Annotated in this window: 19 protein-coding genes; 15 read left to right on the top strand and 4 right to left on the bottom strand. The window is 62.7% G+C overall.

The annotated features are described in order from the left end of the window. Positions 1-2 precede the first annotated feature (2 nt). The 3 genes from ychF (at position 3) to KIH73_RS01170 (ending at position 3,311) form a co-directional block, all read left to right on the top strand. A complete protein-coding gene (gene ychF / locus KIH73_RS01180) occupies positions 3-1,097 on the top strand; it encodes a redox-regulated ATPase YchF (RefSeq protein ID WP_219079682.1) in 1,095 nt (364 codons plus the stop codon). Positions 1,098-1,352: 255 nt separating this feature from the next. After that, positions 1,353-2,591, top strand: coding sequence for a tyrosine-type recombinase/integrase (locus KIH73_RS01175; protein ID WP_219079681.1), 1,239 nt, complete (start codon positions 1,353-1,355; stop codon positions 2,589-2,591). Between the two features lie 102 nt (positions 2,592-2,693). Beyond that, positions 2,694-3,311, top strand: coding sequence for a hypothetical protein (locus KIH73_RS01170; protein WP_219079680.1), 618 nt, complete (start codon positions 2,694-2,696; stop codon positions 3,309-3,311). Positions 3,312-3,364: 53 nt separating this feature from the next. Here KIH73_RS01170 and KIH73_RS01165 read toward each other — a convergent pair whose 3' ends face one another. From KIH73_RS01165 to KIH73_RS01155, 3 genes are read right to left on the bottom strand one after another with little or no spacing between them, the layout of a single operon-like run. Beyond that, positions 3,365-3,751: an ImmA/IrrE family metallo-endopeptidase gene (locus KIH73_RS01165; protein ID WP_236022481.1), complete on the bottom strand. Its 387-nt coding sequence runs from the start codon at positions 3,749-3,751 to the stop codon at positions 3,365-3,367. Next, positions 3,752-5,077, bottom strand: a complete 1,326-nt coding sequence (locus KIH73_RS01160) for an SNIPE associated domain-containing protein (protein WP_219079679.1) — start codon at positions 5,075-5,077, stop codon at positions 3,752-3,754. A 21-nt stretch (positions 5,078-5,098) separates the two neighbouring features. Next, on the bottom strand, positions 5,099-5,479 hold the full coding sequence (locus KIH73_RS01155; protein WP_219079678.1) for a helix-turn-helix domain-containing protein: 381 nt from the start codon (positions 5,477-5,479) through the stop codon (positions 5,099-5,101). A 95-nt stretch (positions 5,480-5,574) separates the two neighbouring features. Between KIH73_RS01155 and KIH73_RS01150 the strand changes: the two genes are divergently transcribed. Next, on the top strand, positions 5,575-5,826 hold the full coding sequence (locus KIH73_RS01150) for a helix-turn-helix domain-containing protein (RefSeq protein WP_219079677.1): 252 nt from the start codon (positions 5,575-5,577) through the stop codon (positions 5,824-5,826). A gap of 340 nt (positions 5,827-6,166) precedes the next feature. Here the strand turns inward: KIH73_RS01150 and KIH73_RS01145 are convergent, their stop codons facing one another. Then, a complete protein-coding gene (locus tag KIH73_RS01145) occupies positions 6,167-6,661 on the bottom strand; it encodes a hypothetical protein (RefSeq protein WP_219079676.1) in 495 nt (164 codons plus the stop codon). Positions 6,662-6,694: 33 nt separating this feature from the next. Between KIH73_RS01145 and KIH73_RS01140 the strand changes: the two genes are divergently transcribed. The 11 genes from KIH73_RS01140 (at position 6,695) to KIH73_RS01090 (ending at position 12,776) form a co-directional block, all read left to right on the top strand. Next, complete coding sequence (locus KIH73_RS01140; RefSeq protein ID WP_219079675.1) at positions 6,695-7,036, top strand: hypothetical protein; 342 nt, start codon at positions 6,695-6,697, stop codon at positions 7,034-7,036. Beyond that, a complete protein-coding gene (locus tag KIH73_RS01135; protein ID WP_219079674.1) occupies positions 7,020-7,598 on the top strand; it encodes a hypothetical protein in 579 nt (192 codons plus the stop codon). The genes KIH73_RS01140 and KIH73_RS01135 overlap by 17 nt, the downstream gene beginning before the upstream one ends. Before the next feature lie 357 nt (positions 7,599-7,955). Further along, on the top strand, positions 7,956-8,264 hold the full coding sequence (locus tag KIH73_RS01130; protein WP_219079673.1) for a hypothetical protein: 309 nt from the start codon (positions 7,956-7,958) through the stop codon (positions 8,262-8,264). A gap of 8 nt (positions 8,265-8,272) precedes the next feature. Then, positions 8,273-8,467 carry a hypothetical protein gene (locus KIH73_RS01125; RefSeq protein WP_219079672.1) on the top strand — a complete coding sequence of 65 codons (195 nt, stop codon included), beginning with the start codon at positions 8,273-8,275 and terminating at the stop codon, positions 8,465-8,467. Further along, on the top strand, positions 8,464-8,712 hold the full coding sequence (locus tag KIH73_RS01120) for a hypothetical protein (RefSeq protein ID WP_219079671.1): 249 nt from the start codon (positions 8,464-8,466) through the stop codon (positions 8,710-8,712). The genes KIH73_RS01125 and KIH73_RS01120 overlap by 4 nt, the downstream gene beginning before the upstream one ends. Then, positions 8,712-9,245 (top strand): single-stranded DNA-binding protein, encoded by a 534-nt coding sequence (locus KIH73_RS01115; protein ID WP_219079670.1) that lies wholly within the window; start codon positions 8,712-8,714, stop codon positions 9,243-9,245. The genes KIH73_RS01120 and KIH73_RS01115 overlap by 1 nt, the downstream gene beginning before the upstream one ends. 9 nt (positions 9,246-9,254) lie before the next feature. Then, complete coding sequence (locus tag KIH73_RS01110) at positions 9,255-9,896, top strand: hypothetical protein (protein WP_219079669.1); 642 nt, start codon at positions 9,255-9,257, stop codon at positions 9,894-9,896. Positions 9,897-9,917: 21 nt separating this feature from the next. Beyond that, entirely contained in the window at positions 9,918-11,000 is a 1,083-nt protein-coding gene (locus KIH73_RS01105) for a hypothetical protein (protein ID WP_219079668.1), read from the top strand. Next, the gene (locus KIH73_RS01100) at positions 10,997-11,134 is read left to right on the top strand and encodes a hypothetical protein (protein ID WP_219079667.1); all 138 of its coding nucleotides are present in this window, start codon (positions 10,997-10,999) and stop codon (positions 11,132-11,134) included. Before KIH73_RS01105 ends, KIH73_RS01100 begins: the two co-directional genes overlap by 4 nt. Beyond that, positions 11,134-12,534, top strand: a complete 1,401-nt coding sequence (locus KIH73_RS01095) for a ParB/RepB/Spo0J family partition protein (RefSeq protein WP_219079666.1) — start codon at positions 11,134-11,136, stop codon at positions 12,532-12,534. Before KIH73_RS01100 ends, KIH73_RS01095 begins: the two co-directional genes overlap by 1 nt. Beyond that, positions 12,531-12,776, top strand: coding sequence for a hypothetical protein (locus KIH73_RS01090; RefSeq protein WP_219079665.1), 246 nt, complete (start codon positions 12,531-12,533; stop codon positions 12,774-12,776). Before KIH73_RS01095 ends, KIH73_RS01090 begins: the two co-directional genes overlap by 4 nt. Positions 12,777-12,788: the final 12 nt, after the last annotated feature.

The raw sequence follows: 12,788 nt of genomic DNA, 5'->3' as shown, positions 1-12,788 counted from the left end.
CTATGTCTCTTACTATCGGAATTGTCGGCTTGCCGAATGTGGGCAAGTCCACGCTGTTCAACGCACTGACCCGCAACAACGTCCTGGCGGAGAACTATCCGTTCGCCACGATCGAGCCGAACACCGGCATCGTGCCGCTGCCGGACGACCGCCTGCCGGTGCTCGCCAAGCTTGTGCACACCGAGAAGATCGTGCCGGCGACCGTCACGTTCGTGGACATCGCGGGCATCGTCAAGGGCGCGTCCGAGGGCGAGGGCCTCGGCAACCAGTTCCTGGCGAACATCCGCGAGGCCGACGCGATCTGCGAGGTCGTGCGCGCGTTCGAGGACGACGACATCGTGCACGTCAACGGCCGCGTGGACCCGGCCGACGACATCGACACCATCAACACCGAGCTGATCCTCGCCGACCTGCAGACCATCGAGAACGCGCTGCCCAAGCTGGAGAAGGACCTGCGCGGCAAGAAGGTCACGCCCGAATACGTGGCTGCGGTCAAGCGGGCCAAGGAGATCCTCGAGGCCGGCGAGACCATCGACCACGCCGCCGCGGACGGCAGGATCGACAAGGACGACATCCGCGACCTGCACCTGATGACCGCCAAGCCGTTCATCTACGTGTTCAACGTGGACGACGCCGAACTGGGCAACGAGGGGTTCAAGGCGAAGCTCGCCGAATCGGTCGCGCCGGCCAAGTCCATCTTCCTCAACGCGCAGTTCGAGGCCGAGCTCACCGAGCTCGACGAGGCGGACGCCCGCGAGATGCTCGAGGACGCCGGCCTCAAGGAATCCGGCCTCGACCAGCTGGCCCGCGTCGGCTTCGACATCCTGGGGCTGCAGACCTTCCTGACCGCCGGCGAGAAGGAGGTGCGCGCCTGGCAGATCCACAAGGGCTGGACCGCCCCGCAGGCCGCCGGCGTCATCCACACCGACTTCGAGAAGGGCTTCATCAAGGCCGAGGTCATCTCCTACGACGACTTCGTCGCGGCCGACGGCTCCTACGCCAAGGTCAAGGAGGAGGGCAAGATGCGCCTCGAAGGCAAGGACTACGTGATGCGCGACGGCGACATCGTCGAGTTCAAGTTCAATATAAGCCACTAGGCTTGCTGAAGATGGTGAAAACGGCGTGATTCCAACGTTTTCGGGCTTCCGGAAGCGTGGGAAACGCCGTTTTTTCGTGTTTTTTGAACTCGCAGGAAATGGCGGTTTCTGCCACGTATCGGGCCGTTTGTGACACCGATAGTGTGCGGATAGTGTGCCCTTTGGGAGACCCCGGAGGGCAATGATCACAACGGCTCCGGGACCATGCGCGGACACGCTTAGGGTGCTCTCCCAAACACGGAAAGGGAGACGAACATGGCAACGCGCAAACGCCGCACCAAGGGGGCCGGCAGCATCATCCACGGCAAGGACGGCACATGGAGGTTCCGCAAGGACCTCGGTGCCGACCCGTCGACGGGCAAACGACGCTACATCGAGGCCAAGGGGCGCACCAAGGCCGAAGCCCGCGAACGGTTCGACGCCAAGCTCGCCGAACTCGAACGCACCGGGCTCATGCCAGGCTCAAAATCCCCGTACCTCATCGACTACACGGAACGCTGGCTGAAGGACTACCAGACGCGCGTCAAGCCCACCACCTACCGGACGCGCGCGGGACGGTTGAAGGCCGTCAACGAGGTCATCGGCCACGTGCGTCTCACCGACCTGACCCCCGAGCACATCCGCCGCTGCATGCGCGTACTGGGGGAGCGTCTCGCCCCGTCGACGTTGAAGGATCATTTCGTCAGCCTGAAGATGGTGCTGGACGACGCCGAACTCGAGGAGCTCATCCCCGTTGACCCGTGCAGGAAGGTGCGGCCGCCGCGCGTCGAACAGCGGGAGGTGCGGATCCTCGCGCCTGACCAGCCGAGGAGGCTGATAGCGGCGGTCGATGGCATGCCAGAGACCCGCCGCGGGCCGGTCGACATGGACGACAACGCGGAGACGTGGGGTCTGCTGTTCGAACTGGCGTTCGCCGCCGGCATGAGGGAGGGCGAACGGTACGCGCTCATGCCCTACGAACTGGAGCGGCGCGACGGCGTGCCCGGCATCTTCGTGCAACGGCAGATCCAGCAGTACGGCAGGCCGGGGGAGGCGGTGATACCCAAGTGGCTCGACGCCGAGCATCTGTACGGGATCCTGTGGCTGACCACGCCGAAGACGCGCGCGGCCATCCGGTTCGTGCCCATCTCCGAAGGCCTGTGGGAGCGTTTGTGGGCGCGCATCCGGCGTCTGCATATCGGGCCGCGCGAGCTCGTGTTCACGAACCAGCTGGGGCATCCGATCCGCTCTTCCACGGAGCGCTACCATTGGCTGAAGGCGTTGGAGGCGGCGGGACTGCCCAGGGTGAAGGTGCATTCCGCCCGGCATTGGATGGCCAGCATGGCGGCCATGGCGGGCATGCCGGACGACGCGCGCGTCAGCATCATGGGGCATGTGAGTCTGCAGATGACCGCACGCTACACGCACAGGGATACGGCCTCGTTGGGGCGTCTGATGGCCGCGGCGATACCCGACCTGCATGACGATAACGTCGAAATCGTGGAAGTTGGATAACGTGACCGTTTCTGACACGTATCGGGCCGTTCTTGACATTTTCACAGGTTGTTTGTGTAGGATGTTTACAGTCAAGCAGGTACCGAAGCAATCGGAGGAGTCGTGAACGATGAAGAACATGACGAGGATCATGACGATACCGGGGCTGAGCGGGACTCGGAAACTGGAACAACGTCGGGAAGAATCGATGCGGCTCGCACGGATGAATCTGGATCGTCAGACAAGGGGCAGGATCGCGGTCTCGATGCTCGGAAAAATGCAGACATCGAAAATCGGAACCATCCGGAAATAACAAATCGCGATATAACCGCTCAGGTGATTGCCACCCTTATGCAAATGGGGGTGAGTGAATCGTATTCCGGCATGCTGCCAAAGCCTGACGACTTCAATAAATACCCGTCCGAAGTGCAGGAGCGCATGTGTCGATGGAACGACGCGTTCACCACGGACGAGTCGGACCGTCAAGATCGTCTGGTCGACGCCGAAATCGCTCAGGCGCGCAAGGGCATGTGGGTCAGTGGCGCGCTTTTTATGATTGCGATGTTGTTCACGCTGGTGGCTTTCCTCGTCACCGAATCGCAATGGTCGTTCGGATTCCTTGCCGTGCCGGTGGTGTCCATGATTGTAAACCTGTTCGAACCCATAGCGTCACGCAGCAGCAGGGACAAGAAGACATCAACGAAACCGGATGAGGAAAATCACAATCGGGAACAGTCGTGACGGCAAACAAAGTCTTGGCCCCGCAGCCCTTAGAGGTTGCGGGGCCAATTCGTTTATGCGCGTACCATGTCGTGCAGCAGCATCCGGTAATCCTCGACGACCTGCAATGTCACGTCCAATTCGCACGCTATCCGGTACGCGTCGCCCTCACAGAGCGCTTCGGCGCTCGCGTATTCGACCGGGTCGATGAGCCGCAGTGCGGTTTCTCGTCGCGCCCGTTGTTCGGCCTTGGCCCCGTACGGGGTGCCGCAGCCGGGGTCATGGTATCGTGCGTGCACGAGCTCGTGGCAGAGCGTGCACCGGCGCTGGAAGTCCGGCATCGACTCGTCCAGCACAATCAATCGTGCCGGTTCGTAGTAGAAGCCGCACACCCCGTTGGGCAGACGCCGCTCCTCGACACGGACGTCGAGAAGCGACGCCTCTCGCAGGAAAATCTCCAATCACACCTCCTTTGAGTCGTTTTCGCCGGATGACTGCTCGCGTTTCTCGGCGATGCGGCGGCTGATGCGGTACTCCTCGGCCTCGGGCTCGATGCGGTACTCGACCACTGCCACGTTCTTCTCATTGAGCTTGTCGAGCACCTCCTGCGGCGTGCAGTAGTAGAACTCCTTGCGCGCGTTCACCTTGTTCACGCGCCTGTCCTCGAACTCGTGGTGCAGCATCGTCTCCAACGTCACCGCGTCCTTCGAGAAGAACAACGCATGCACGTCGAACTTGAACGGGACCGAGGCGTCCGACAGCTCGCGGATACGGTCCATAGGATCCAAGCGCCTGGTCATGCCGATCTTGACCATGCGCTCGCCGAACGCGCCGACGTCGCTGATGACGTACACGTAGCCGGCACGGATGTTCGCGGCCCGATAGTCCACGTCGTTGATGGACTTATCCAATTCGGCGAGGTGCGCCTCGAGCTTGGCCACCTCCTCCTGGTTGCCCTGTTCGCGCATCTTCTCGAGCACGTTCTTGTAGTGCTCCTGCTCCTTACGCAGACGTGCCATCTCGGCATCGAGTTCCTTCTGCGCCTTCGCCTGCTCGCGCAGCTCGGCCTTGCGCTCGCGTTCGGCCTCCTTCTCCGCCTGCACCGCCTGCATGTATTTGGCGGTGAGGCGCAGTTCCTCCACCCGTAGCTGCCGGTATTGCCAGGTGATTCGCAGGTCGATGAACTTCCCGAACCGCATGATCCGGTCGCTGCACCGGTCGAGTCTCTTGATTGATGTCTCGAGGTTGCCGGCCTTGACGTTCTTCACGCAGTTCTCGGCCTCGGCGTTGTACAGGCTGAGGGCCATGCGCGACATGTCGTTCAGGAACGTGCGTCCTTTGGCCGCGGAGTTGTTGAAGGTGAAGCCTGTCGTCGTCTGGACCGCTGTCTTGTTCTTCACCATCGCCTTCTGCTGTGCCTTGTTGGTCTCCAGCAATGTCTTGAGCTGTACGGAATTCTCGGCCGGGTTCTCATAATCGTAGAACCCGTCCTCCTGCAGGTCGGCGTAGTCGCGCAGATTGAGGACGGTCTTATCGAGTTCCCGGATCTCCGAGTGCTTTGTGTCGATGTCGCTTGACAGGGATGCGATCTGCCCGTTGAGCTCCGTGATCCTGTCGTCGAGTTGATGAATCATGTCTTCGCGCTGTTTGGCGTCCATACCGCCGAGCTGATTGATCAGCGACGACATGTTGGAGTTGTCCTCCGTAAGTCGTGAGACCTCGTCGCGAAGACGAAGAATCTCCTGCTTCCTGCCGAAGAACGGTACCTGCTGCGAATGATCGGCCATCTTGCGTCCCTTTCCTGCGGATTAATCCCTTGGCGTTTCCGCTTCAAGTTCCTTGTTGTCGTCATTGTTGGCTGCCAGGTCGTAGAGATCCGGATGCGCGGCAATCTGATCAGCGATTTCTTCGTCGCCTGAAACATATGGTCCTAGTTCCGACACAAGTCTACGGTTTGCTCGTTCGACAATATCGCCTAAGTTGACACCTATGTATTCGCACACTTCTTGAGCAACATCAATTGCTATGGGTGGTTTTGCATTAAGCCACCGAGAGAGGTTTGCCTTTTGCCGCCCGATGGCCGTTGCTACATCGGCTTGATTCAAACCTCTCGTGACAATTGCACCTTTGAGCTCGGCGCACACGTAGCGGCTGAATAGTTGTGCGCGTTCTTCAAGTTCGTTGTCCATGTAGACATCATACATGCGAGATTAATTAACTGCAATGTCGATTTAGGCATGTTTTTAGCTTGACAAATGATTATTCAATCAATATGGTTGTCTGTATGAACAATCAAGACGTTGATGTTTGGCTCGGCAAAAAAGTCGACCAAATTATTGAAGATGGTGGATTCAAAGTCAAGGCAATAGCCGAAAAAACCGGAATCCCTATCAGCACTCTTGCTTCGAAACGTAAAGCCTATAGCCATTTCACGTTCTCGGAGATCTACAAGATTGCGCGGGCCACCAATACACCGCCGTCCGAATTCATCCCGCCTCAGTTCAAGGACGCGGCGCTCGCGGAAGGAGGGGAGTGATGAAACGCATGAGCCATGCCGACCGTCGGGAATGGATTCCGGGCGAGAATCTTGAACGTGTGGATTTCGGCGACGGGGTTACTGGGATGGACAAGAAGATTCCTTCCGAACACGGTCCTGTCGGCGATCTCAAACGTCTGATGTGGCATTGCGCCGCGGTCAAAGCCGATGGCGGTCCCGACATTCGTGTGCTGACGGCCGAATATCGAGTTGAAGGCGTGCTTCAACGCGGTTATTTCGACGTCGCTGTCGGGAATTCCACTTCCGGGCCGTACACGTTCGATGACGCATGGATTTATATCAACGGGGTAGCCGAGGGGTATCGGACGGCTTCGGGGAATCACCCTCGGGGCTTGTATGCGACCTTGCGGATGCTTCTCAATTCCATGTCGGGGTCATCGGCCCAGCGCCAGCGGAACTCGATGGGGCCGGGGCCGCTCACATACTCGATGGTCTCCGTTGGCTCAAAGTCGTCCGGGACCTTGGTGAGTACCCGGAAAACATACGATGCGCCGCTGACGTCGGATACCGATTCCACATGCACGCGTCTCGGCCCGGTGATTCGCACCCGCCGTATGGAGCCGGTTACCCATTCGGCATCGGAGAACGGTGGCTTGTCGTATTCGGCTCGTTGCATGTCGGTCTGTTCCCGGAGGCTTTCGGCCTGCGTCTGCAGGGCGTTCACCTGTCTGGTGAGCAGGTCGATGTCGTTCCTGCGCTCCGCGTCAAGACGTTTGGCGCTCACGTGCTCGGTAATCCATCCGACGACGGTCACGACGAGCGTGACCAGGAACATCGCAAGCTCGATCCCATGCGAGGCGAACCAATTCATCATGAATCCGATTCTAAGTGTTGCCGGAAGTGAGTTATGAGTCTTCAGACCATCATCGACCTGTTCCAGACGTTGAGCATCGTGACATTGATCCTGTGGATTGCGTTGATTCGCAGTGAACTTAAAGACGTCGAATCCGGGATCCGTGACGGCATTCGAAACGCTTTCGAGTTTCATCCTTGGATTTATTCCGACCGGGATACAGGCCGGCTTTTTCTGGCAGGGAGTCTTTCCAGTACCCGTCTCTGCGGATCCACGACCCTTCAGACCACTGATGACGGAACAGCATATTGGCTAGATGAACTGCCCGTGCGTAAGGCTTCCATCTCCAACTTTCGAATTCAGCGGAAGGAGGCGAATCATGAAGATTCACGGTGATTCGCTTCGCACAGGCTATAGGCCTGCAAAGAATCTTGGATGGTTGACGCCATACGAGAAGAAGCCTGGATTTCTCACCAGTCTGTCGAACGCGCAGGGACACGTCTCCGTTCTCCCTGTCTATGTAGTCAGCATAGCCGGAATGCCGTGGATCGTGAATTCCCGCGCATCCGTCAATCGGGGAAAGCTCGACGATTCTCATGGCGAAATCGGAGGACGTCCTGATTGTTATCACGCCTTCGCCTTCCCCGTTTTTCGCGACTTTCATCGATATGTTTTCGGTCGGCAGCATCGATTCGCTTCTCAAGACCTGCCATATCAAAAACGCGAACGAGAAGATCGTGATTATGGCCAGGAGCCAATCGCCGATGTTCCATGTGGACAGGGATCCCATGATTCTTCTCCTAATCTGGTCGGTCCGCGTCTGGACCACGCGGGTCTTGTAGCCATCCAGTTTAGGAGGGGGCCGGGCGGTTCTCTTAACGCCGCCCGGCGTATTTCATCGTCGGATATGGAAGGAGGCGGGTGCCATGGCGGTTCCAGGTGTGGCGCACGCGACTGACACGAGCCGTGTCCCGTTGGGCGAGCGGCTCGCTTGGAGTCCGGAGCAGGCGGCGCAGGTGTATTCGCTCGACGTACGCGGCGTGCGTCACGCGATCAGTACCGGCGATCTGGACAGTTTCCGTGCTCCGACCCGTGACGGCAAGCCCGGTCGCCGTCGGGTCAGTCGCGAGGCGATGGACCGGTGGATCCGAAGCATGGAGGAATGATGACCGTGCCCGCATCACCGGGCTGACGGGCATGTAGGGGTTTCCGGCCGTCGGACTCGTCACCGGCGGCCGGGTTCAAGGGGGGACGCGGCGCCCGCGCCTAGGAAACGATGGCGCCGCGTCCGACACCACAAGCAACGAAAGGAGTCATGGTGTCACGATCAACAGTAAACGAACCGGGCGGACGCCCGGACGGGAATCCCTGGGGGACGGCGAGCGCGTTCTACCGGGACATCACGGATCTCGAGGATGTCGTGCCGGGGGATGTGGTCTATCTGTCGAATGTGGGCGGCGAGTTGATGGTCGCCTATCGGGTCGGTCAGGTGGTGCGTTGCGACGGGCTGACCCACCTGTACGTGGCTGGGTTGGCGTCCCGCAGGTACACGTTGGGCGGCGCGAGCATGATGCGGTTCGACGGCGCCCGCAGGCCCCTCCATGACGTGGAGGCGGAGCGATGAGCGGGCGGATGCGTGACCGGATCGGGTTCGCCGGCCTGGTCGCCGGCGTCGTGAGCGTCCCGGTGGACATGTGGGCCGTCTGCTGGCTGCTGGACGGCCTGTCCAGGGGAGTGGTCGGCACCGTGGAGGCGGCCGTGCTCGTGACGGGCGTCGTGGTGGGCGTGGTCGGCTTCCACCTGTGGGATCGGACGGTGGACGCATGAGCGACGGGTATCGGGAGGAGGGCGAGAGCCTGTTCGAGTGGCCGTTGACGCGTGAGGCCGTGGGGATGACGCCGGGCGACCTGCTCGATGAACTGTACGAGGCGATCACGGAGTTGAACAGGAACCGGCAGTGGCCGTTGACGATCCTGCCGCCCCGGTTGGGGCAGGTCGTCATCGACAGGAGTGCCAGGAGCATATCGGCCGTGTGCCTGTGGAAACGCAAGCCGGTCAAGGAGGAGGAGTGATGGCCGGAGAGACCGTGCTGACGATCGTCGGCAATCTGACCGCGGACCCGGAGCTGCGCGCCACGTCCGGCGGGGTGAGCGTGGCGGGGTTCACGATAGCCGCGACCCCGCGCGTCTACGACCGCCGGTCCCAGCAGTGGGAGGACGGGCAGGCGTTGTTCCTGCGCTGCAGCGCGTGGCGCGAGCTTGCCGAGCATTGCGCCGCGAGCCTGTCGAAGGGCATGCGCGTCATCGCGCGGGGCGCGCTGCGGCAGCGCTCCTACCAGGCGAACGACGGCACCCAGCGCACCGTCATCGAGATGACGGTCGACGAGATCGGCCCGTCATTGCGCTACGCGAAGGCCGCCGTGGTCAGGACCACCAACCCCGCGCCCCGCGCGAACGGGTTCGCGCCCATGCGGACGGAGCCCGCGGCGCCGGCACCCGTCGCCGGCGAGCCCGCCGGGGCCGGAGGCCGGGCGCCGGTGGCGGAGGACGACCCGTGGGGCGCTCCCGTGCAGTCGCCGTTCGACGACACGGATTCGGAATTCTAAGGAGGAGACATGACCCAGGACGATCAGCTGCGCGTGGAGATGGACGCCGGGACCGCGGACCACATCCTCAACCATCTCGAGGGGCGCACCCTGCAGGTGGCCATCGGGTTCGACGTGCGCCATGACGGGCTCGACCTGGAGACCGGCGAGGTCACGGACACCGTGGTGCGCGTCGACGTGGACCCGGACAGCCGGTATCCCGACCCGCAGGCGGTGGCGCTCGTCTGGTGGGCGTCGCAGCGCAGGATCTACTTCCCGGACGAGTTCGCCCGTCTGAAAGCCGATCTCGAGCATGACGCGGGCGACCGCATCCAGGAGATCGTGCGCGCGCACCCCGACGTGTTCGGGGACGTGGAGACGGTCATGCGCTTCGTGTTCGCCCGCCCCGCGCGCGTATTGCACGCGCCGCCCATGAGCGTGTGCCGGCGCTGCGGCACGCCCCTGTGGCCGACCGTGACCGGACGCCAGCCGCCCGAGGTGACCGCGCGCCTGCTGTCCGAGCGCCCGTCGCCGGCATGGTGCCGGCGCTGCGGGCAACGGTTCGCGTACGACAAGGCCGGCAACCTGAAAAGCGAGGACTCGACCAACGTGCGGATCATGGCCACGCGTCTCATGGACACGGACGACCAGCCGCCGCTGCCCGGCGTCTGACCCGATCGAGAAAGGGCAACGATGTATTTCTGTTTGAGCGACGGGTTCCACCGCGCCCCGCAGGTCGAATCCCTGTCGATGGCCGCGCGCGGCCTGTTCGCCACCCTCGCCTCGTGGGTCGGCGGCGAACTGTACGAGACGCCCGGCTACGACCGCACGTTCGACAAACGCCGCGTCCGCATGCTCGGCGGCACCCCGAAGCAATTGCGCGAGCTCGCGGACACGGGCCTGATCGCGGAGGTCTCGGACGGCGTGTGGCGCATCAACGAGTCGCGCCGCGTGGGCGGCTTCGATCCGGTCATCTTCAAAAACCCGGACAAGGTACGCGCCGGCCGCAAGGGCGGGCTCGCCTCCCACGGCGCCCGCTCCGAGCAGGATTGGGAGACCGCTTCGAGCGGAAACGAAGCAGACCGTGAAGCGGAACCCAAGCAAAACAAGGGTTCTGCTTCGAATCTGCTTCAAGCAGACAACCAAGCAGACGGCGAGCAAACGGCGGGCACAAGCCCAAGCAGGACGCAAGCGGACGATGAGTCTGCTTCCGGGTCTGCTTCGAACCTGCTCGGCGTCTGCCCGAACCCCCAAGTGGCCGGAACCATATCCTCCCCAAACCCCTCCCAGCCGCCCGGGCAAGCAGCCGCCGAGCGGACCGCGACCATGGACGAGCTCGAGGCCCGCATCCTCGCCGACCCGTTGGCCGCGATAGCCGGCGCCTACCCCAAGGGCCGCGTCGGACGCCGCGACCAGGCCGAGACCGCATGGGAGTCCATCGCCGGGAGCGTGGACCCCAGGCGCATGCTCGGCGCCGCGATCCGCTACACGCGGGCCTGCGACCAGGACCCCACGCTCCGCCGGCAGACGCCCAGCCTCGCCAAATGGCTCACCCAACGCCGCTGGGAGGAATGGCTCCCCGAACCCACACCCACGCCCGTCATCCGCCGCCATGAGCATTCGTGGAACTGCGAACACGTCCAACAGGCCATGAAAGGCCGGGAAACCCAGTACAGCCACGAACGCCAGGGCTACGCGCCCAGCGAATGGATGACCGCCTGCCAGGACTACGCCGACAAACTCAACCAAACCGAAACCACGAAGGAGACACGATGAACGACATCGAACACTGCCGCATCTGCGACGGCCTCTGCCTGACCAGCTGGCAGATCAAAACCCGCCTGTGCGCCGCATGCATCGAACACGACGAGAACTGGCAAAGCGACTACGACACGAAGGAGAACGCGTGATGAGCACGTACACCACCCGCGAGGTCCGCATGATCCCCGTGGACCTGATCGACCCGCATCCCGACAACCCCCGCAAGCACATCGGCGACCTGACCGACCTCGCGGCCAGCATCAAGACCAACGGGCTCCTGTCGCCGTTGAGCGTCGTCCACCACGGAACCCGGTACCGCGTCATCGCCGGACACCGGCGCCTCGCCGCCCTCAAACAGGCCGGACTCACACAAGCCCCGGCGTTCATCCTCGACCTGACGCCCTTGCAGCAGCTCGAGGCCATGATCACCGAGAACACCCAACGCGAACAGCTCACCGTCCTCGAGGAGGCCGACGCGATTCAGGGCATGCTCCAACTCGGCGCCACCATCCAACAGACCGCCGACCAGCTCGGCCGCAGCCAGACCTACATCCGCGAGCGCCGCAGGATCGCCCGGATCGGCGACAGGGTCAGGGAGTCGCGTGCGGATTTCGCGCAGCTGTCGTTCACGGAGCTGCAGGCGATCGCGGAGTTCGACGGTGACCTGGAGGCGCAGGAGGAGCTCGCGGGCGCGGCCGGTGGCAATGAGTTCGCGTGGAGGCTGGACCGGTGTCGGGACAGGCGGGAACGCCGCAAATGGGTGAGCGAGGCGCGTGACGCGGTCGGCGGGCTCGGGTTGGAGTCGTTGCCCGTGGACGTGGAGCGGTATTGGATGTCGCCGGACGGTTACGAGATAGCGCGTTCGTTCAGCGGCGTCGAGGATTCGTTCCGCGACCAGTGGCGCGACTACGCGCTGGACCATGACACGGACGGCCTGTTCGTACATGTGTTCGATGATGGCGTCGTCGTCGCCTACCGTGCCGCCGAATCCGATGCGCCCGACGAGGGGTATCGGGAGCGGACGCGGCGCGAGCAATTGGAGCGGCGCGCTCGCGAGAGGCCGTTCCGGGAACTGGACGAACGCAGCCGGAGACTGCGCGAACAGTGGATCGGACGGACCGTGTTCCAACTCAACCTCGACACGCTGACCGACCTGGTCGTCGACCTGACCGGCCTCCTGCTGATCGGCGCGCACCCCAGCCCAAGCCTGTGCCAGGGCCTGGGATGCGACCAACGCGACCTGTGCATCCAGTCCTACAACCGCATGAGATCCACCAATCCACTGCCCGACACCGACAAGGACCCGAAGGACAACGTCTGGCACCTCGACACCGACCGGAACCTCGACGAACTCGCCAACCGGACCACCGAATCCTTGCCCGAACTCGCCTGCCTGATGTGCGCCGCGATCGAGGCGCGCATCACCTGGACGGACTGGACCAAACCCACCCCGCTGATGCGCGACTACTACCACGCGCTCACCGCCGCCGGATACCCCACCAGCGACCAGGAACAACGGGCGCTCGCCGACAAGGAGGAAACCCGATGACCCGCATCGCACGAAAAGCAGCCGCGCTCGCCGCCACCGTCGCCGTGCTGACCCTCGCGGCGTGCGGAACGACCGCGGCCAAGGACTACGTGACCGGCGAGGACGTGTCGCTCGATGTCAAAGAGGTGACCATCACCCTGTCCGACACGCGACGCGTCTACTGCATCATCCTCGACCCCGGCAGCAGGCTTCAGGCGATGAGCTGCGACTGGGCTCACGCGGACGGGAGCGACGACCTATGAGCATCAACGCCA

This window comes from Bifidobacterium phasiani, assembly GCF_019331775.1.
In the GTDB taxonomy this organism is placed as follows: Bacteria; Actinomycetota; Actinomycetes; order Actinomycetales; family Bifidobacteriaceae; genus Bifidobacterium; species Bifidobacterium phasiani.
This window is presented reverse-complemented; position numbering and strand designations above follow the sequence as displayed.